Consider the following 19,583-nt stretch of genomic DNA (forward strand, 5'->3'; position numbering starts at 1 on the left):
GATTAATTATCGGAGGGGTGATTTGAGCGAGTGAGAGAAATTCACCAGAGCGCTATCAAAATATATTATATAAATGATAACGGTGTTGAATTATTATTTTCAGGGACAATGTTTCTTATTTGCGCATCGTTTCAAAAAAAAGAAAACGAAGCGATTAATTCTGGGTAAGTAAATGAATTTATTGCGTTACTGCACCGACAACTATTTCACTGGTGACTATTATGGCTGCAGTAAAAAAACAGGATCTGCCGACATCCGCCAGATCCCGCAGTATACACAGCAATATTTCCATAACGTGTTCCTGCAATTAGATCCCCTATGCAGGTGTTATAGTTATAGCGAATTTAAATTAAATTACCAGTACTTTTAGGTGATGGATTTCACGGTTTATTAACATTATCGTTTCATGTTATCGCACATTAATTCTATTTAAGCAGGGGTTAAGTATCTCTATTCCCCATTCGGTTAATTTTCGCCTCAGAATATATTCTTTCAGCTATCAGTTTCCAGAAAACTAAAACGCGTTGAGCGCGAGGCAGGGCGCGGCTATAGTTGCTTTTCAGCCGTCGCAGCACTGGGAGGAAGTGAAGATGAACCCTGACGACAAATTTCTGTTTCTTGACGCCATGGAAGACGTCCAGCCGCTGAAGCACAATAATGACGTGCACTGGCAGCCCAGCCGCAACACCCGCACGCCGCAGCACATCGATACGCTCCAGCTCGATAACTTCCTGACCACGGGTTTCCTTGATCTCGTGCCGCTCGGTACGCCGCTGGAATTCAAGCGCGACGGGCTACAAACCGGCGTGCTGGACAAACTACGCTTAGGAAAATACAGCCAACAGGCGAGCCTGACGCTGTTACGTCAGCCGGTCGAGCAGTGCCGACAGCAGCTGTTTGCGTTTATCCGCCAGGCGCATAAAGACGGTCTGAGAAACGTGCTGATCGTGCACGGTAAAGGTAAAGCCGATAACTCTCATGCCAACGTCATTCGGAGCTATCTGGCGCGCTGGTTGACGGAATTTGACGACGTGCAGGCGTTTTGCAGCGCCCTGCCGCATCACGGCGGCAGCGGGGCGTGTTACGTGGCGTTGAAAAAATCGGAACAGGCGAAGCAGGAAAACTGGGAGCGCCACGCCAAACGCAGCCGCTAACGCAGCAGCAGCGTTAATTCCTTCGCCGCTTTTTGCAGTTCAGGTAACACACGATCAACCATTTCGTTGGCGGAAACCTGGCCTGCGTGAACGCCGACGTTCAGTGCCGCAACGCAGTGACCCTGCGGGTTAAACAGTGGCACCGCCAGCGATCGTAACCCCATTTCCAGCTCCTGATCGTTCAGCGCGTAGCCCTGCTGGCATACGCGCTTCAACTCTGCACGCAGTTTGCTCACCGAATCCACCGTCTGCGGCGTGTAACGGATCATCGTTACCCGCGCCAGCATATCGTTGAGCTTCTCTTCCGGCTGGTGGCTCAACAGCACGCGCCCCATAGACGTCGCCCAGGCGGGCAGGCGGCTGCCGATATCTAAATCGATAGTCATGATTCGAGAACTCGATGCCCGCGCAATGTACAGAATATCGTCGCCGTCGAGCGTGGCGATAGAGCAGGACTCGTTCAGCATTTCGCTCAGGTGTTTCAGCACCGGCTGCGCTGAGCGGGCCAGCGGCGTCGAGGCCAGCCAGGCGTGGCCGAGCGACAGAATGCGCGGACGCAGCTGAAAGTTTTTGCCGTCCTCGGCGTACACAAACCCCAGCTTGCCGAGGGTGTACAGACAGCGCCGCACCGCCGCCCGCGGAATCCCGGTTTTCTGGCTGATTTGCGAAATCGACAGCACCGGGCGCTGCGGGGTAAAGGCCTGAATGACCTCCAGCCCACGCGCCAGCGAGGCCATATAATTCGGGTCGCCCTTGAACGGATCGCTCTCACCGCTCAGCACGTCGTCAGGATGTCTGGTCATATTTTTGTCTCCGGGTTTGCCACCGATCACATTCTGAAAACAAACATACAGGATGTTCGATAATCGCACCATATTTCGATTATCGCCCTTGACCGACATCGTTAAGCGGGTCACATTTTGTGCGAAAAACGCATAAAAGTGCGATAACCGCACAACAAGGAGCGACCTGATGATCGACAAAAGCGTCCCGACGCCGGAACAGGCCATCGCCGGGATCCCCGATGGTGCCACCATCATGATTGGCGGTTTTGGCCCCGCCGGACAGCCTACCTTTCTGATTGATGCCCTGATAGAACAGGGCGCGCGCGACCTCACCATCATTAATAACAACGCCGGAAACGGCGAAGTTGGCCTGGCGGCGCTACTGAAAGCCGGGCGAGTGCGCAAAATGATCTGCTCCTTCCCGCGTCAGGTGGATTCGCAGATTTTTGATGACCTGTATCGCCGTGGAAAAGTGGCGCTGGAACTGGTACCGCAGGGCAATCTGGCGGCGCGCATTCAGGCTGCGGGGGCAGGGCTTGGCGCGGTGTTTACGCCAACCGGCTACGGCACGCCGCTGGCGGAAGGCAAAGAGACACGTGAAATCGACGGTCGTCATTATGTGCTCGAATATCCGATCCACGCGGACTTCGCGTTGATTAAAGCCCATCAGGCGGATCGCTGGGGCAATTTGATTTATCGCAAAGCGGCGCGCAACTTTGGGCCGATCATGGCGACGGCGGCAAAAATCACCGTGGCGGAAGTGTCGGACATTGTGCCGCTCGGTGAGCTCGACCCGGAAAACGTGGTAACGCCGGGGATCTTTGTTCAGCGCGTGTTCTCGCTGGCTAACCTGACCGCGGCCAAAAGCGCCTGAGGAGAACCTGATGCAAAAACTGACCCGTGACGACATGGCGAAACGCGTGGCCCAGGATATTCCTGAAGGCGCGTATGTGAATTTGGGGATCGGCCTGCCGACCCGTATCGCCAACTACCTTCCGGCGGATAAAGAAATCTTCTTGCACAGTGAAAATGGACTGCTGGGCATGGGGCCAAAGCCGCAGGAAGGTGAAGAAGATCCCGAGCTGATTAACGCCGGGAAAGAGTACGTCACGCTGCTGCCCGGCGGCTGCTATTTCCATCACGGTGACTCATTCGCGATGATGCGCGGTGGCCACCTCGATATCTGCGTGCTGGGTGCGTATCAGGTTTCTGCCAGCGGCGACCTCGCCAACTGGAGCACTGGCGCCCCGGATGCGATCCCGGCGGTCGGCGGGGCGATGGATCTGGCCATTGGCGCACGCCAGGTGTTCGTGATGATGGATCACCTGACCCGCGACGGCGAGTGCAAACTGGTGCAACAGTGCAGTTATCCGCTGACCGGTATTGGCTGCGTCAGCCGCATTTATACTGACCTGGCGGTGATTGATATCACGCCTGACGGCCCGGTGGTGCGTGAAATTTTCAACGGTCTCTCGTTTGAGGAATTGCAACGGATAACTCCTGTGACACTGACCTTCAGCCAACTGGCGCAAAGCGCGTAAGGAATGACGATGAATCAGGCATTTATCTGCGACGCAGTGCGCACCCCGTTTGGCCGCTTTGGTGGTACGCTTTCGACGCTGCGGGCTGACGATTTAGCCGCACTGCCGCTGAAGGCACTGCTGGAACGTCATCCGGGGCTGGACCCGGCGCGTATCGACGATGTCATTTACGGTTGTGCCAATCAGGCCGGGGAAGATAACCGCAACGTGGCGCGCATGGCGCTGCTGCTGGCTGGGCTGCCGGAAAGTGTACCGGGCAGCACCGTGAACCGTCTTTGCGGTTCGAGCCTCGATGCGATAGGCATTGCGGCGCGGGCGATCAAAAGCGGGGAAACGCAGCTGATGGTCGCCGGTGGCGTGGAAAGTATGTCCCGTGCGCCGTTTGTGATGGGCAAGGCCGAAAGCGCGTTTAGCCGCAGCATGAAAATGGAAGACACCACCATTGGCTGGCGTTTTATCAACCCGCTGATGAAAGCGCTGTATGGCGTGGATTCGATGCCGGAAACGGCGGAAAACGTAGCGGACGAGTTCGGTATTTCACGCGCTGATCAGGATGCGTTTGCGCTCCGCAGCCAGCAGCGAACCGCTCTGGCGCAGGAAAAAGGCCTGTTTGACGATGAACTAATCGCCGTATCGGTGCCGCAGCGTAAAGGCGATGCGCTGAATTTTGCGCGTGACGAGCACCCGCGTAGCACCTCGCTGGAATCACTGGCTAAACTGAAAGGGGTGGTGCGGGCCGACGGCAGCATCACGGCGGGGAATGCATCCGGCGTAAACGACGGCGCGTGTGCGCTACTGCTGGCAAGCGAACAGGCGTTAATTGCCCACGATTTACAGCCGCTGGCACGGGTGGTTGGCGTGGCGACGGCGGGCGTGGCACCGCGAATCATGGGTTATGGCCCGTCTCCGGCGGTACGCAAAGTGCTGGCGCAGACTGGACTGTCGCTCGACCAGATGGATGTGATAGAACTGAATGAAGCCTTTGCCGCCCAGGCGCTGGCGGTGACGCGTTCGCTGGGGCTGGCGGACGACGCGGCCCACGTTAATCCGAACGGCGGGGCGATCGCGCTGGGACATCCGTTAGGCGCGTCCGGCGGGCGACTGGCGATGACCGCCGCGTACCAGCTGAAACGCACCGGCGGGCGCTATGCGCTTTGCACCATGTGTATCGGCGTTGGGCAGGGGATTGCGCTGATTATTGAACGGGTTTAAGGAGCCGGAATGGATGTGTTGACCCCGTTGTTGCGCGGCAGTGCGCTGACGGCCATGTTTAGCGATGCGAATACCGTGCAGGGGATGCTCGATTTTGAAGCCGCACTGGCGCGGGCTGAGGCGCGCTGCGGCGTGATCCCGCAGGAGGCGGTGGCGGCCATTGAAGATGCCTGTCAGGTACAGAATATCGACCTGTTGGCCCTGGCTGATGCGGCTGCCAGCGCGGGTAATCTGGCGATTCCGCTGGTCAAACAGCTCACTGCGCAGGTGAAAATGCGCGATGAAAATGCGGCCCGCTACGTGCACTGGGGCGCAACCAGTCAGGATGCCATCGACACCGGGTTTGTGCTGCAATTGCGCAATGCGTTACGCGAAACGGACGCCATGCTGACGCGGCTGTTGTCGACGCTGGCCGAACAAACCGAAACCCATCGCCAGACGGTGATGCCGGGCCGCACCTGGATGCAGCACGCGTTGCCGATAACGTTTGGCCTCAAGCTCGCCGGAACGCTGGATGCGCTGCTGCGCTGGCAGCGACGCCTGCGTGAAATGCAGTCTCGCGTGTTGACCCTCCAGTTTGGCGGTGCGGCAGGCACCCTGGCCTCGCTCAACGAGCAAGGCCCGGCGGTGGCAAAGGCGCTGGCGCAGGAATTACATCTCACCCAGCCGGACACCCCGTGGCACAGCCAGCGCGATCGGTTCCTTGAGGTCGGTCACGGTTACGCGGGCGTGTGCGGCACGCTCGGTAAATTCGCCAACGATTTTTCACTGCTGATGCAGACCGAAGTCGCGGAAGTCTGCGAGCCGACGGCCCCAGGGCGCGGCGGATCGTCGACCATGCCGCATAAGCGTAATCCGATTGGCTGCGCGGCTATTCTCACTGCCGCCCAGCGCACGCCGGGCCTGATGGCGACGCTGTACGCCAGTCAGATTCAGCAGCATGAAAGGGCGCTCGGCGGCTGGCAGGCGGAATGGGAAGTGTTGCCCGAACTGCTGATGCTGACCGGCGCGGCTATCGTTCAGAGCGAACAGCTGGTGCGCGGGATGCAAGTGGACGCCGCCAAAATGCGTGCTGACCTGGATATCACACACGGGCTGATTATGGCTGAATCGGTCACGCTGGCGCTGGCGAAACATCTGGGCAAGCAGGACGCGCATCACCTTGTGGAGACGCTGTGCCACACGGCGCTGGACCAAAAACGCCCGCTGTTGCCGCTGCTGGAAGCCGATTCGCGCATCACCGCCTGGTTCACCTCGACTGAATTACATACGCTGCTGGACCCGTCGCGGGCCACCGGCAGCGCCGATCATTTTGTGCGTCAGGTTCTGACGCGATATCAGGAGCAACGCCATGACGCTTCATTATCAGATTGATGGCCCGGAAAACGCGCCGGTACTGGTGCTCTCGAACTCGATGGGCACGTCGCTGTCGCTGTGGCAGCCGCAGATTCAGGCGCTGACCACCTATTTTCGCGTGCTGCGCTACGACACGCATGGCCACGGGCAAACTACCAAGCGCGGCAAAGTGACGCTGGCGCAACTGGGCGAGGACGTGATTGCGCTGCTCGATCACCTGAATATCGACAAGGCCTGCTTCTGCGGGATTTCTGTCGGCGGGTTGACCGGGCTGTGGCTGGCGCGTTTTGCACCGGAACGTTTTTACGGCTTTGCCGTGGCTAACACCGCGGCAAAAATCGGCGACCAGGCCAGCTGGCTTTCGCGGGCGCGCGCCGTGCGTCAGGAAGGCATGGACGTTGTGGCGGCAGGCACGGCGGATCGCTGGTTCACCCCGACGTTTCGCCAGCATTCTCCGGAAGTGGTGGAGCAACTGATTCACGAGCTGACGCACATGGATCCGGAAGGATACGCCGAAGGCTGTGAGGCGCTGGCGGCAGCAGATTTACGTGCTGAAGTGAGCGCCATCACCGCGCCGGTGCTGATCATCGCCGGGGAATACGATCCGGTGACCACGCTGGTGGATGCCGATTTCCTGCATAAAAATATTGCCGGTAGCCAGTGCGTCACGCTGCCCGCATCGCATCTTTCTAACGTTGAAGCCGCAGATGAGTTTGCCTCTGTGGTGTTGCGCTATTTCCGGGGGTAATGCATGGACGATGAAGCACGCTATCAGCAGGGTATGGATGTGCGCCGCAAAGTGCTTGGCGACGCGCACGTAGACCGCACGCTGGATAACCTGTCGCCGCTGAACGAAGAGTTTCAGAATTTTATTACCCGCTACGCGTGGGGCGAAACCTGGACCCGTCCCGGCCTCAGCCACCATACCCGCAGCATGATCACCATCGCGATGTTGATTGCACTCAACCGCGAGGCCGAGCTGAAAATGCACCTGCGTGCGGCGTTCAATAACGGCGTCACGCGTGATGAACTCAAAGAGTTGATCATGCATTCGGCGCTGTATTGCGGCCTTCCGGCGGCCAACGCCACGTTGCATCTGGCGCAGCAGGTATTTGACGAGTTGGACGCATAAAATTGCCCGGCGGCGCTGCGCTTGCGCGGGCCTACACACGGGCCTGGTAGGCCCGATAAGCGTAGCGCCATCGGGCAAACTTCACTACGACGGTAGGGTTTCGTCTTTGCGCAGGGTCAACACTTCGTAACCGTCTGCGGTCACGGCGATGGTGTGTTCCCACTGCGCCGACAATTTTTTGTCGCGGGTGATCACTGTCCAGCCGTCCTTTTTGGTTTTGATTTTGCTGTCGCCCTGGTTAATCATCGGTTCGATGGTAAACACCATGCCCTCGCGCAGCACTTCGCCAGTGCCGGGCTTGCCGTAGTGCAGCACTTGCGGCTCTTCGTGCATCTCTTTGCCAATGCCGTGCCCACAATATTCCCGCACCACGCTATAACCGTTGCTTTCCGCATAGGTCTGAATGGCGTGCCCGATATCACCCAGCGTCGCGCCGGGCTTCACAGCTTTGATGCCTTTCCACATCGCTTCGTAGGTTTTGCTCACCAGTCGACGGGCCAGCGGCGAAACGTCGCCAATCAGGTACATTTTGCTGGAATCCGCGATCATGCCGTCTTTTTCCAGCGTGATATCGACGTTCACGATAGACCCGGATTTCAGGTGTTCCGACTCTTTCGGGATCCCATGACACACCACTTCATTTACCGAGGTATTCAGCACGTACGGGAAATCGTATTGCCCTTTGCTGGCCGGGCGAGATTGCAGCTGATTAACGATAAAATCTTCGGCGCGATTATTGATGTCCATGGTGCTGACGCCGGGCTGAATAAAGTCATCCAGCATGGCAAATACCGAGGCTAACAGCTCGCCCGCATGGCGCTGACGCGCGAGTTCATCGGCAGTTTTAATGAGAATTGATGGCATTGATCACCTCCAGCAGTCGATCGGATCCCGATTTCAGCATCATCATTTTGATTTGCTGGTAGTTAAGATCCGGGTACAGCTCGCTCATCATTCCGAGACGGATCCAGTATTCGGCCTGCGCATTCACCGAACGTGACATGGCCTTGCTGGCATCACGGATGTCTTCATGCAGCAGGTCGGAGATTTTAACGATTCCCATAAAGCGACACTCTATATATGAAACATATATAAATCGTATATGAATCGTAGCCTGCTGTCACCCCTGTGGTGCGTCCGTCGATCTGCGTTATCAGCGGATCCTGCTTGATCTCTGCCATCGATATACAATACTGTATGTATATACAGTATCTATAAATGGTGATTATCATGCAGTTTTTCACAGCCTCCGAATTACGCCAGATTGTGGCATTACCCCTCTTTGGAGACCGCGTCCCATGCGGCTTTCCCAGCCCGGCGCAGGATTACGTTGAGCAGCGCATCGACCTCAACGAATTGATGATTCAGCATCCAAGCGCGACCTATTTTGTGAAATCATCCGGCGACTCAATGATAGATGCCGGGATCAGTGAGGGCGATTTGCTGGTGGTGGACAGCGCTCGTCAGGCCGAACACGGTGATATCGTGATTGCCGCGGTGGAGGGTGAATTTACGGTAAAACGTCTGCAACTGCATCCCATCGTCATGCTCAAACCGGAGAATGCCGCCTACCGGCCGATTATGATTGGCAGCGAAGACTGCCTGGAAGTGTTCGGTGTCGTCACCTATATCGTGAAGTCTGCGTGCTGACATGTTTGCGCTGTGTGATGTGAATTCATTTTATGCCTCCTGTGAAACCATATTTCGTCCGGATCTGAAGGGAAAGCCGGTGGTCGTGTTATCCAACAATGACGGCTGCGTGATTGCGCGCTCTGCCGAAGCCAAACCCTTTGTGAAAATGGGCGAGCCGTACTTCAAACAGAAAGACGCCTTCAGACGCCACGGCGTAGTGTGTTTCAGCAGTAACTACGAGCTTTACGCGGACATGTCCAACCGGGTGATGAGCACCCTCGAGGAGATGCTGCCGCGCTGCGAAATTTACTCTATCGATGAAGTGTTTTGCGATCTGACCGGGGTGCGTAACTGCTGCGATCTAACCGAGTTTGGCCGCGAAATCAGAGCCACAGTTTTGCAGCGCACGCATCTGACCGTTGGGGTAGGAATTGCCCAGACTAAAACGCTGGCTAAGCTGGCGAACCATGCGGCAAAGAAATGGCAGCAGCAGACGGGCGGGGTGGTGGATCTGTCAAACGTTGAACGTCAGAGGAAACTGATGGCGGCATTGCCGGTGGAGGAAGTTTGGGGCGTCGGGCGGCGGATATCGAAAAAGTTGGAGTCGATGGGCATCAAAACCGTGCTTCAGCTGGCAGATAGCGACATACGCTTCATCAGGAAGCATTTCAACGTGGTGCTGGAAAGAACCGTGCGCGAGCTGCGCGGCGAACCGTGTCTTGGGTTGGAAGAGTTTGCGCCGGTCAAACAGGAGATTATCTGCTCGCGTTCGTTCGGGGGCCGCATCACGGAATATGAGGAGATGCGCCAGGCGATTTGCAGCTATGCGTCGCGTGCCGCGGAGAAACTACGCGGCGAGCATCAGTATTGCCGGTTTATCTCCGCCTTCGTTAAAACGTCGCCATTTGCGCCGAACGAGCCGTATTACGGCAACAGCGCCTCGGTAAAACTGCTGACGCCGATGCAGGACAGCCGGGATATTATCGGTGCGGCGACGCGCTGTCTGGAAGCTATCTGGCGAGAAGGGCATCGCTATCAGAAAGCCGGGGTGATGCTGAGTGATTTTTACAGTCAGGGCGTGGCGCAGCTTAATCTGTTCGACGAAAATGCACCGCGTCACAACAGTCAGCCGTTGATGGATATTCTGGATCGTCTGAATATGAAAGAAGGGCGCGGCACGCTGTATTTCGCCGGGCAGGGGATCCGCCAGCAGTGGCAAATGAAACGGGATATGCTCTCGCCACGATATACCACCCGTTATGCGGATTTACTTATGGTGAGGTGAGGGTGTAGGAGGCGAGAATGTGCCAGGAGCGGACGTTCTAACATCGCAGCATATTTTTGAGGACATCATAAGGAATTGGTAACCTTTTGGGACTTAATCTGTGATGAGTTATCCAGCAGCCTAATTGCAGGAACCATACTGGCAGCTATAGTGGCGATGACTACCGCCATCGCTGAAACTAAGAGCACATTGCTGCTCCCAAAATGTATTGCAAGCGGTCCGGCGACCAGCTCACCAAAAGGAATAGCCACAAACGAACCCAGTGCATCATAGGCGTATACTCGAGCCAATTTCTCCTGCGGAATATGCGTTTGTAGCGAATGAGCCCAGGACACGCCGAACAGGCCAAAAGCGACACCGGCAATAAAAAAAGAGGCTGTAAGCCACAATGCCGAAGCAAGCTGGCTGAGCATAAAAATCGGCACTGCGCAAAGTGATATCAATATGACGCCTATAAAGAGATCTCGCCGTGGACGCCATCGTAGGGCAAGGAACGAACCTACAATCAGGCCAACACTTTGTGCGGCAACGATAATCCCCCAATTAGTTCGTCCAAAAGAGCTATCAGCAATCACTGGCCCGAGTACCATAACAACACCACTAAAAGCAGCATTAATAATAGTAAACTGGACAACAATCGACCAGACCCAAGCTCGACTGGCGAATTCTTTCCACCCCTCTTTTAAATCTTGCAAGATATTATCCTGGGATGGACATGCCTCAATTGATGTAGCGCGAATGAAGAAATAAAGTGGTGCAGAGACCGCGAAACCCAGCGCATCAATTGCGAGTCCCCAACCCGGACCGACTGTACTAGTCAACATTCCACCTAACGAAGCGCCGATTACGGTACCGCTATAAATACCAAGCTGGATTAATGCGTTGGCTTCCCGCAAATTCTGTCCTGGAACAGTCTGAGGAACCAGCGCAGAGGACGCAGGTAATGCGATACCGGCAGCCGCTCCGTTCAACGCACCGAGTAATGCCAGGCTCATCACAGTGGCTGAACCATCCAGCACCGACCATGCAACGATAGCTTGTGAAACGGCGGCTATTACTGAAGAAGAGACTAAAACGAGGCTACGTGAATAGCGGTCCGCCAGTACTCCACCAATTAACAGGAATGCAACGTTAAAAATGGAACGTGATGCGACGACGATACCTAAATCAGTGACGGCTCCGCCAATATCAAGGACTGCGAACGCAAGTGCGATCGGTGCAATACCATTACCCAGTACGGTAAACAGGCGTGCAACAAATAGATGACGAAAGGCTTTGAAGTGATAAGCTCTAGCTCTTGTGATACACGAATTCATTGGGGTAATGGCTTCCGGGAAAGAGGATGTTTTTTAGAATACCTGCATTTCAACAATATTTGAGCATAAACTGAAAATTGCACAATATTATGGATTTTCAATATAGACAGACATAGAGGCAGCTCTTCGCTCATAGCGGACAGTAATCAATCAAACATCTCCTTTGTGCTGTGAGTTCAACCGATGGATGCAACACATTGGTCATTACCGGTCCAAACCAATGCCATACCTTCACTTGCTGGACGAACCTTTTTAAAACCGAATTTTTCATATAGCTCCGGAACGTCAGCCACGAGCGTAATATAGGCACCTGGTGACACATGCTTTTCAAACCAAGACATTAAATTCTGCATCATCTTTCGACCAAGACCGTTTCCTTGATGATCCGGGTCAACAGCAATATCGACAATCTCAAAGTTCAGGGCACCATCGCCGATGATGCGCCCCATCCCAACAATTACCCCAGCATACTCAATATGAACCCCGTAGCAGCTTCCAGGAAGTGCACGTCTCACGGCATCCAGTGGACGAGGCGTTAAACCGGATATGACGCGTAAACGGCAGAAATCATCTGCAGGCGGAACAGTGTTAATGAAAACGTATTTCTGATGCATTTCCTACATCCAGTACAGTTAGCCATTCATTAAAATTAACAATACACTAACATTGTTAAGATCTAAATAATGTATCGCCACGACTTCGCTTGTCATCTGGCAGCGGCTAATGTCTGCTCCTTGCTCATAGCTGCTACCAGCGGCTAAGTGCTAATAACAAACATTAGCAATATAGGTGGTTTTAAAAGATGTGCTGTAGAGATCTTTGGTGATAGCTCCACCGCTTTGACTTGTCGTTAGGCTATGATAAATCATTATATTTTGCTTAAAGGAGCATACATGTACATCACCCTCTGCAAACCATACGAATATGATGAGTTGGTTGATATTTTTATCGAAATGGAAACCTACTATAACCAAAGACTTTGCCTGTTGAGGAGTGACATGTCCGCTTATCTGAAGGATAAGGTCTTTGCAGCCAACTCCAGTACTGAAGTTCACAAAGTGGTTTGTGATGGTGTCATAGCTGCGTTTTCATGTGTTTCAGTGATGTACCCCTCACCACGTTTCAGTGGACAAATGTTCATCAAAGAGCTTTTTGTTTCTGCACCTTTCAGAAGGGCAGGAATTGGCAGAAAGCTGATGGGTTTTATCGCAAGCCATGCTCAAGAGCGGGGGTGCTTTCAACTCGATTGGTTATCGGTGTCAGCAGATCCATTAGCACAGAAGTTTTATGAGTCTCTCGGTGCTCAGGTTATCAAGAGCGTTAATTACCATCGGGTTTTTGGTCAAACATTAGATGAGCTTGCCCGTGGTGCCGACTGAAGTATCCAAGCAAAGCTATTCCCTGTCGATAAACACACCATAATGATAGGTCCGTTCTTCGCTCATAGCCAAAGTCCTTGCACCCAAGCTTGTCCTTTTCGTGCCAGAAATGGCCTTTCACACTTCACAATATGCTAACTATAGAGTGGTGATCTGGACACGTGACTGGCAGATTGCGCTAAACTCAAATCCCTCTGAATTAATCAATCGGTCAACGTTAAAGGCAATATGTATGTCTGATGATAATTTATCACGCATGGGTACTGCCAAAGTGAGGCTTTTGGTGGATGACGCAGGCAATCAAGTCATCGAAAAATTTCCTGTCAATGATGTCGAGTTCAGTTTTTACCAACATGCTGCCAGGCATCTAGCTCAAGTGGACATTTCTACCCCAAAGCTGTTGTTTGCCGATCCATCTAGGCGCAAGTTAAGACTTGAGCATATACCGCACCAAGTTGATCAGAACGAAGTTGCACGAGACGGCGTATTGGAAATTCTGTCTCGCTTACATTGCTATCCACCTGAGCCTTCATGGGTTTATCACAATCACACCTGGTCAGAAGCAGCCCTCGAAAAATCTCTCATATTATTGGCATTACCGGGTAGAGCAGCAAAACAGTTGCGCTATTTTCAGCAAGCAAGTGATGCTCTTTTCAGTGGTCATTGCTTAATTTCGGGCGACAGTAATGCGGGTAATTGGGGAAAAAGGGAGCACGGTGATTTAGTTCTTTTCGACTGGGAGAGATTCAGCACTGGTAGTCCAGCCATTGATCTTGCCCCACTTATAAAGGGGATGGGTTCTAAACAAAAGTTTATTGAGTTTGCTGAACGCTATAACTGTATATCGCGTAATTATAATCTTACTGATTTAGCTAAAGAAATTGCAATTGCTAAAGCATGGATAGTTACCGAGGTTGTCATACTGCTTAATGAACGCCAAAAAAGTGATTTTCAATTCTATCTCAACTGGTACAGAGAATATCTTCCCGCCTGGTTAGATGACACTTTAAAAATGCTTTGATGATACGTTTTCGGGCTGCCAGAACCGAGATATGGGAAATCACCCGCGACGGACAAGTTGAAGACCAGATTCTATAAACAAAAATGCCCTTTCGGGCATTTTTGTTTTGCTTGCAACTATCTGGATATGGCGGATTAACGTGCCGCGTTGTTACGCAAGCATTAATGGACAAACAGCGCAATCAGGATAATGATTGGAATGGGTACGCCTAAAAAGAAAAGCAGTAATGAGCGCATTGTAAACCTCTCGCATTATTAAAGATTATAAATCACGTTGACGGCCACCGAAGGTTGCACACAGGCTGGCTACGAAGGCCCCCGCCAGCAGAGAAATGAATGTCCAGAGCATGAGATAGCTCGTAGTTTTACGTGCGGTATCAGCAGCTTGCTGCGCTTTCTCCTTCGTTTCTTTTAATTTAGCTTGCGCTTTGTCATAGGTGGTCTGTACTCGCTGTTCAGCCTCTTGCTGACTGATACCCGTATTTTGAGCAATCAGTTGGGCGATATACTGACGATCGTCCTGGGGCAAGGCGCCGGTAGTAATGCTGTTGGCAAATATCCCGGTCACTTCGCCTAACTGTGCAGGAGAAACGGATTGATGAGATGCTGAGGGTGCTGCAGGATCCGAAGCCGCAGTGGGTGAAGTGGGATCGCTTGCACCGTTTGCAGGTGTGGCAGGCGTGTTCGCCCTGAACAGCGAGTTAACGAAATAGTTCATTGACGAACCGGATACTGCGGACGACCCGTTCGCCATACTCGCTGCGCCAGTCGCCGTGGCCACCGCAGCCCCACCGGCAACGGTACCCACGATTTTAGCCCCGCCTCCAACGATGGCACCCATTGTGCTCGTTAACAGCGCAGCAGATACCAGCGCCGCCACAGCCCAGGCCAAAAAACCATGGGCAGTATCGCGGAAGTAAACTTCATCGGTGTGGGTATCAACCCATTTCGTGCGTAGCCGTCCGGATAAATAGCCTCCCATACCCGACGCAACGATTTGAGTGAACGTCAACCAGGCTATGGCAGCGATACCCACGGTACCTGCGTCAAGTCCACGACTTTCCCATGGCGAAACGGACGTAAGACCTAAACCGGCACCCAGCATAAGCAAAATTAAAGAGAGGGATGCCGCGGCTGCCGCGCCAGCAAAGATGGCACCCCATGATACGGCGCTGGTGCTCGCGGCGGGTAGGGGCAGACGCGTATCGGGATACGTAGTGTTAACAGTGGCGTGTTCGTGAATGTCAGTCATAGCTGTTTTCCTTTAATTAATCTTTGCGTTCGGAACCAGGAACTGATTGAAGAAACGGGAAAAATTATCACCTTCAACATTAAGACTCTTCAGGAGTCGGGGAATGCCATGGATAAAAAGGAAGGCTGTAAAACCTAAAAAACCAGAACTAAATAATCACAGTGGAAATTTATTCCACGAACTAAGGATAGTAGATAATTTTGCGCTAAATTGATTTTAAACGTTAAGAATCCGCTACCCTTTAAGATAGCGGATTTTATAGTGAGCCTTAGATTGACCCGGCGTATCAGAGTTAATGGCAACAGAATTACGCGAAGCTGGTACTACCGTATGTCATGCCAGTGGATTCAATTGCGGGCTGATGTCTGACTCGCTTTTTCAGTTGGAATGGTCTTCGCTTTACTGCTGGAGTAAATGAAAAAGAGCGCGATACCCAGGCAGATGACAGCGCCAAGGCGTGTCATAGAGAAGTGAATCGCTTCATTGCCTAACCAGCCAAAATTATCAATCAGCATACTCATTGCCAACTGGCCAAAGATCACCGCCACAGTCGCAACGGCAGCCCCAATCCGCTGCACTGCAACGACCATAATGACGATGTAAGGCACTCCACACAGGGCACCCATTAGCTGCCATTTAGGGACATCAAGCAGGGTTACGGCATGTTTGGATTCGAAGAAGAAAATGAGCAATGCAGTCACCAGTGCACCAACGGAGAAAGTCAGAAATGCACTGCGGAAAACGCCAACGTGACTTCCTAACTTTCCACCAATCGCAGCCTGCATACTCAGAACAGCGCCGCCAACGACAGCCAGAATAATCATCAAAATATTCACAAATTCATCTCAACCTTTTGTCATGAGGAACAAGGCAGCAATAATAAAAATCAGAGCAATAATACGTTTGCTGTCAATCTTACGATGGGCAGTCCCGAAGAGACCGAAGTGGTCAATCACCAGGCTTTTAGAAACTTGCCCTGCCAGGATACCGATCATCGTCATCGCGATCCCAATACTGGGAACGGCAACGGTAAGAATGACAACGTATACCGGGCCCAGAATGCCACCTAACAGCGTCCAGGAAGGCTGAGTAAAATAAGATGGGCTGTTACGAGGGCTGAAAAACAGCATTAACAGGAATGTCAGCGCTGCGCCGACACCAAAAATACTAAACGTTGCCCATAAGTCTCCGACTTCACTTCCCAATGGTCCTAATAATCCGGCTTCAACGGATAATCCCATCCCGCCAGCCACGACGAGCAATATTAATAAAAGCTGCATAAAACAGTCTCCGGTGGTTTAGGGAGAGGATCCTATAACAGCCATCAATGATGAAAAACGGTATAATCCAGGAAACACCTTTGCAGGAATCAGGATAATGTATGATCCCAGTGCTATAAATTTTCGGACTCTTTTGTTTTTTATAGGTGTCTTTGATACACAGAGTTTTTCGGCTGTAGCGAGACGTGAAGGGGTCTCTGCTTCTATGGTTTCGCGTGTCATTCTTCAACTCGAAGACACGCTTGGACAGCAGCTTTTTTATCGTAATACTCGCGCGGTTATTCCCACAGAAGCCGGAAGGTTATTTGTCGATTATGCCCGCGCGATGACAGAGCAGCTGAGTGAAGCCCGTATAGAGATGCTGGACAGATCGCTTGAACCGGCGGGGCTGATAAGGATTAATGCGCCTGTCTTCTTCGGCCAGCGCCATATTGCCCCCTGGCTGACAGAACTTTCAGTACGCTATCCCCGGTTACAGATTGAGCTCACGCAAACTGATGATTATATTGATCCCCACCGGGATGCTTCTGACGTTATTTTCAGAATTGGTACACTTACGGATTCCTCTTTCCATGCTCGTATTTTTGGAACCCAACAATATCACCTGGTAGCCTCTCCTGCTTATATTGAGAAATATGGAGCGCCGGAATTTCCCGTTGATTTGAATAATCATAAATGCCTGGTGTACAGAGGATCATCGGGTCCAAATCGTTGGTTATTCAGAGAGCCAGGGAGGAGCTGGACTCACCATCCTGTTAACGGACTCCTGACGTCCAATAATGCAGAGTCTCTGCTTACCGGCGCCCTTGGCGGTATGGGGATGGTGCTATTTCCTGACTGGCTTATTGGTGACAGCATAAAAAAAGGCGACCTGTTGAGAGTCATGTTGAACTTCGAGGCCGCAATCAACACAGAGCCTCAGCATATCGCCGCCATCTACCCCAATGCGCGGCACCCTCCGTTGAACGTAAGGGCCGTTATTGATTACTTTGTTGACGTATTCGGGACACCTCTTTACTGGCAATTTGAATAACCTTAAATTCGCAATGTATCGATAACCGCTCGCAGAGCGGGCGACACATTGCGGTGCGGATAATAGAGAAATGAGCCTTCCAGGCGCTGGCTGTAGCGTTGTAAAACTCTGATGAGCGTCCCCTGTTCTATATCATCGGACACCAACTCTTCCGGGACATAAGCCAGCCCCAGTCCTAGCCTGGCGGCTTTGGCTTCCATATAGCTGTCAGCGAAAGCCCACTGTCCCTGCGGCCGATGGGTAATTTTTTTACCCTCCTGGTGAAGTTCCCATGCGTACAGGCTTCCGTCGCCAAACTGATACGCAATGCAGGGATGAACCGCTAAATCAGCGGGAACTTGCGGAAAGCCATAGCGACGAAAGTGATCTGGCGTACCGACAATGGCCATCTCCATGTCGGGGGAAATACGAACAGCAATCATGCCACTGCCCACTTCTGGCCCCAGACGTATACCGGCATCGAATCTCTCCGCAATAATATCGACAAACCGACTTTCGCTGATGAGCTCCAGTCGGATGTCGGGGTAGTGTTGCTTAAACACCGCAAGCTTCGGCAGGAGCCATTTATCAATAGCGTGTTGACTGGCATTGATGCGTACCGTACCTGAAGGGGACTGGCGATAATAGGCCAGCGTGGCGAGCCCCATATCTAACGCGTCGAATCCTGATTCAAGCGTCCGATAGAGTTGCTCCCCGGCATGGGTGAGCGAAAGTCTGCGCGTGGTGCGCACCAGAAGTTGAACACCCAGTCGTTCTTCAAGTTCGCGCACAGAACGGCTGATTCCTGATTGTGCCAGGCCAATGCGTTGTGCCGCTGCGGTAAAACTCCCCTCCCGCACCACCTGCATGAACAGGAATAAATCGTTGTAGTTTTCCCGTTTCGCCATCATCCCGCTCCCGTAATTGCATCGCTATTTAGAACAATATGGTATTAATCCTAGCATTTATTCCCTCTAATCATCACTATTACTGCTAACTATAATGAGCGCATTGCAACAAAGCACAGCAGCGTTGTCTGTATGAAACCTGTCTCCATCACGATTTCAGGAGCATTTTGATGATTGTTTTCACCAAAAAACTGACAGCCGCCATGCTGCTATGTGCATCATTAAGTGGAGTCACAACGATGAGTCATGCTGATACAACGAATCCGAATGCACCCGTTTCGCTGATCGCAAAGTGGGATAAGACCTTTGCCGAAAGTACGAAAGTGGAACACCGGAAAGTCACCTTTCAGAACCGCTACGGGATCACCTTAGTCGGGGATCTCTACATTCCGAAAGATCGCGCTGAACGCAAGCTGGCGGCCATTGCCGTCAGCGGGCCTTTCGGTGCGGTGAAAGAGCAGTCCAGCGGCCTGTATGCGCAGACACTGGCAGAGCAGGGGTTTGTTACCCTGGCGTTCGACCCTTCTTATACAGGCGAAAGCGGCGGTTACCCGCGTAATACCGCCTCTCCGGATATCAACACCGAGGATTTCAGCGCGGCGGTTGATTTCTTAGGACTGCAAAAAGAGGTCGATCGCGAGCGTATCGGGTTGCTGGGTATCTGCGGTTGGGGCGGGATGGCTTTAAACGATGCCGCGATGGACACGCGCGTCAAAGCGGTAGCGACCAGCGTGATGTATGACATGAGCCGCGCGATGGGTCATGGCGTGGGTGAGGGTAAAGACCGTTATACCCTCGCTGATCGTCGTGCCGTACTGCAATATCTGAACGCGCAGCGCTGGAAGGATGCGGAAAACGGGACTTTTGCACCTGGTGGGCATGACATTTATGTGGATGAGAGCGGCAACGTTACGGCTTCGGAGCGGATTCTGCCGGAAACGTTACCCGCCAATCCCAATCCGGTTCTGAAAGAGTTCTTCGATTATTATCGTATGCCGCGTGGTTTCCATGCGCGTTCGGTCAACTCAACCGGTGCCTGGAATGCAACCATGCCGCTGTCATTTATGAATATGCCGCTGCTGAGTTATGCCCATGAAGTCACTATCCCTACGCTTATCGTGACCGGCGAAAAAGCCCATTCACGCTACTTTGCTGAAGATGCCTTTAAGGCGATCGGCAGCAAAGAGAAAGAGCTGGTGATTGTCCCGGGGGCAAACCATGTTGACCTGTACGACAACGTCGCGGGTAAGATCCCGTTTGCTAAATTTGAACAATTCTTCAAGACCAACTTAAGGTAATCCGAAAGGTTTACCAGGCCA

General features: G+C 52.7%; 22 protein-coding genes. 13 read left to right on the forward strand and 9 right to left on the reverse strand.

From position 1 onward, the window contains the following. Window positions 1-590: 590 nt before the first annotated feature. On the forward strand, window positions 591-1,154 hold the full coding sequence (gene smrA / locus A8O29_RS10810) for a DNA endonuclease SmrA (protein WP_125354401.1): 564 nt from the start codon (window positions 591-593) through the stop codon (window positions 1,152-1,154). On the opposite strand, the gene A8O29_RS10815 is transcribed toward smrA, so the two are convergent. After that, window positions 1,151-1,957 (reverse strand): IclR family transcriptional regulator domain-containing protein, encoded by an 807-nt coding sequence (locus tag A8O29_RS10815; RefSeq protein WP_125354402.1) that lies wholly within the window; start codon window positions 1,955-1,957, stop codon window positions 1,151-1,153. The genes smrA and A8O29_RS10815 overlap by 4 nt on opposite strands. A 169-nt stretch (window positions 1,958-2,126) precedes the next feature. Between A8O29_RS10815 and A8O29_RS10820 the strand changes: the two genes are divergently transcribed. From A8O29_RS10820 to pcaC, 6 genes are read left to right on the forward strand one after another with little or no spacing between them, the layout of a single operon-like run. Further along, window positions 2,127-2,813: a 3-oxoacid CoA-transferase subunit A gene (locus A8O29_RS10820; protein ID WP_125354403.1), complete on the forward strand. Its 687-nt coding sequence runs from the start codon at window positions 2,127-2,129 to the stop codon at window positions 2,811-2,813. 10 nt (window positions 2,814-2,823) lie between these two features. Continuing rightward, entirely contained in the window at window positions 2,824-3,480 is a 657-nt protein-coding gene (locus A8O29_RS10825) for a 3-oxoacid CoA-transferase subunit B (protein ID WP_125354404.1), read from the forward strand. Window positions 3,481-3,489: 9 nt separating this feature from the next. Further along, entirely contained in the window at window positions 3,490-4,692 is a 1,203-nt protein-coding gene (gene pcaF, locus A8O29_RS10830; protein ID WP_125354405.1) for a 3-oxoadipyl-CoA thiolase, read from the forward strand. 9 nt (window positions 4,693-4,701) lie between these two features. Continuing rightward, window positions 4,702-6,066, forward strand: coding sequence for a 3-carboxy-cis,cis-muconate cycloisomerase (locus A8O29_RS10835; RefSeq protein ID WP_125354406.1), 1,365 nt, complete (start codon window positions 4,702-4,704; stop codon window positions 6,064-6,066). Next, window positions 6,044-6,796 carry a 3-oxoadipate enol-lactonase gene (gene pcaD, locus A8O29_RS10840; RefSeq protein ID WP_125354407.1) on the forward strand — a complete coding sequence of 251 codons (753 nt, stop codon included), beginning with the start codon at window positions 6,044-6,046 and terminating at the stop codon, window positions 6,794-6,796. The genes A8O29_RS10835 and pcaD overlap by 23 nt, the downstream gene beginning before the upstream one ends. A 3-nt stretch (window positions 6,797-6,799) precedes the next feature. After that, entirely contained in the window at window positions 6,800-7,180 is a 381-nt protein-coding gene (gene pcaC, locus A8O29_RS10845; protein ID WP_110508337.1) for a 4-carboxymuconolactone decarboxylase, read from the forward strand. Between the two features lie 84 nt (window positions 7,181-7,264). On the opposite strand, the gene map is transcribed toward pcaC, so the two are convergent. Further along, on the reverse strand, window positions 7,265-8,044 hold the full coding sequence (map, locus tag A8O29_RS10850) for a type I methionyl aminopeptidase (RefSeq protein ID WP_125354408.1): 780 nt from the start codon (window positions 8,042-8,044) through the stop codon (window positions 7,265-7,267). Beyond that, window positions 8,025-8,243: a ParD-like family protein gene (locus tag A8O29_RS10855; protein WP_110508335.1), complete on the reverse strand. Its 219-nt coding sequence runs from the start codon at window positions 8,241-8,243 to the stop codon at window positions 8,025-8,027. The genes map and A8O29_RS10855 overlap by 20 nt, the downstream gene beginning before the upstream one ends. 167 nt (window positions 8,244-8,410) lie before the next feature. Between A8O29_RS10855 and A8O29_RS10860 the strand changes: the two genes are divergently transcribed. Beyond that, complete coding sequence (locus A8O29_RS10860) at window positions 8,411-8,830, forward strand: translesion error-prone DNA polymerase V autoproteolytic subunit (protein ID WP_125354409.1); 420 nt, start codon at window positions 8,411-8,413, stop codon at window positions 8,828-8,830. A 1-nt stretch (window position 8,831) separates the two neighbouring features. Further along, window positions 8,832-10,097 (forward strand): Y-family DNA polymerase, encoded by a 1,266-nt coding sequence (locus A8O29_RS10865; RefSeq protein WP_125354410.1) that lies wholly within the window; start codon window positions 8,832-8,834, stop codon window positions 10,095-10,097. A 65-nt stretch (window positions 10,098-10,162) separates the two neighbouring features. Here the strand turns inward: A8O29_RS10865 and A8O29_RS10870 are convergent, their stop codons facing one another. Then, complete coding sequence (locus A8O29_RS10870; protein ID WP_125354411.1) at window positions 10,163-11,413, reverse strand: MFS transporter; 1,251 nt, start codon at window positions 11,411-11,413, stop codon at window positions 10,163-10,165. 176 nt (window positions 11,414-11,589) lie between these two features. Further along, complete coding sequence (locus A8O29_RS10875) at window positions 11,590-12,027, reverse strand: GNAT family N-acetyltransferase (protein WP_125354412.1); 438 nt, start codon at window positions 12,025-12,027, stop codon at window positions 11,590-11,592. A 279-nt stretch (window positions 12,028-12,306) separates the two neighbouring features. Between A8O29_RS10875 and A8O29_RS10880 the strand changes: the two genes are divergently transcribed. Together A8O29_RS10880 and A8O29_RS10885 are read left to right on the forward strand one after the other, a co-directional pair. After that, window positions 12,307-12,792, forward strand: coding sequence for a GNAT family N-acetyltransferase (locus A8O29_RS10880; RefSeq protein WP_168713862.1), 486 nt, complete (start codon window positions 12,307-12,309; stop codon window positions 12,790-12,792). Window positions 12,793-13,024: 232 nt separating this feature from the next. Continuing rightward, complete coding sequence (locus A8O29_RS10885; RefSeq protein ID WP_125354414.1) at window positions 13,025-13,813, forward strand: phosphotransferase family protein; 789 nt, start codon at window positions 13,025-13,027, stop codon at window positions 13,811-13,813. Window positions 13,814-14,074: 261 nt separating this feature from the next. Here A8O29_RS10885 and A8O29_RS10890 read toward each other — a convergent pair whose 3' ends face one another. The 3 genes from A8O29_RS10890 to A8O29_RS10900 all read right to left on the reverse strand — a co-directional run bounded on the left by A8O29_RS10890 (window position 14,075) and on the right by A8O29_RS10900 (window position 16,344). Beyond that, the gene (locus A8O29_RS10890; RefSeq protein ID WP_125354415.1) at window positions 14,075-15,064 is read right to left on the reverse strand and encodes a hypothetical protein; all 990 of its coding nucleotides are present in this window, start codon (window positions 15,062-15,064) and stop codon (window positions 14,075-14,077) included. A 347-nt stretch (window positions 15,065-15,411) separates the two neighbouring features. Beyond that, window positions 15,412-15,900 carry a DMT family transporter gene (locus tag A8O29_RS10895; protein WP_125354416.1) on the reverse strand — a complete coding sequence of 163 codons (489 nt, stop codon included), beginning with the start codon at window positions 15,898-15,900 and terminating at the stop codon, window positions 15,412-15,414. A 9-nt stretch (window positions 15,901-15,909) separates the two neighbouring features. Beyond that, window positions 15,910-16,344: a DMT family transporter gene (locus tag A8O29_RS10900; protein ID WP_125354417.1), complete on the reverse strand. Its 435-nt coding sequence runs from the start codon at window positions 16,342-16,344 to the stop codon at window positions 15,910-15,912. A 97-nt stretch (window positions 16,345-16,441) separates the two neighbouring features. Between A8O29_RS10900 and A8O29_RS10905 the strand changes: the two genes are divergently transcribed. Further along, window positions 16,442-17,377 (forward strand): LysR family transcriptional regulator, encoded by a 936-nt coding sequence (locus A8O29_RS10905; protein ID WP_125354418.1) that lies wholly within the window; start codon window positions 16,442-16,444, stop codon window positions 17,375-17,377. Window positions 17,378-17,379: 2 nt separating this feature from the next. Here A8O29_RS10905 and A8O29_RS10910 read toward each other — a convergent pair whose 3' ends face one another. Continuing rightward, the gene (locus tag A8O29_RS10910; RefSeq protein WP_174081428.1) at window positions 17,380-18,264 is read right to left on the reverse strand and encodes a LysR family transcriptional regulator; all 885 of its coding nucleotides are present in this window, start codon (window positions 18,262-18,264) and stop codon (window positions 17,380-17,382) included. A gap of 170 nt (window positions 18,265-18,434) precedes the next feature. On the opposite strand from A8O29_RS10910, the gene A8O29_RS10915 reads away from it, so the two are divergent. Further along, window positions 18,435-19,562, forward strand: coding sequence for an alpha/beta hydrolase (locus A8O29_RS10915; protein ID WP_125354419.1), 1,128 nt, complete (start codon window positions 18,435-18,437; stop codon window positions 19,560-19,562). Window positions 19,563-19,583 lie beyond the last annotated feature (21 nt).

The sequence above is a fragment of the Scandinavium goeteborgense genome (assembly GCF_003935895.2).
Taxonomy (GTDB): Bacteria; Pseudomonadota; Gammaproteobacteria; order Enterobacterales; family Enterobacteriaceae; genus Scandinavium; species Scandinavium goeteborgense.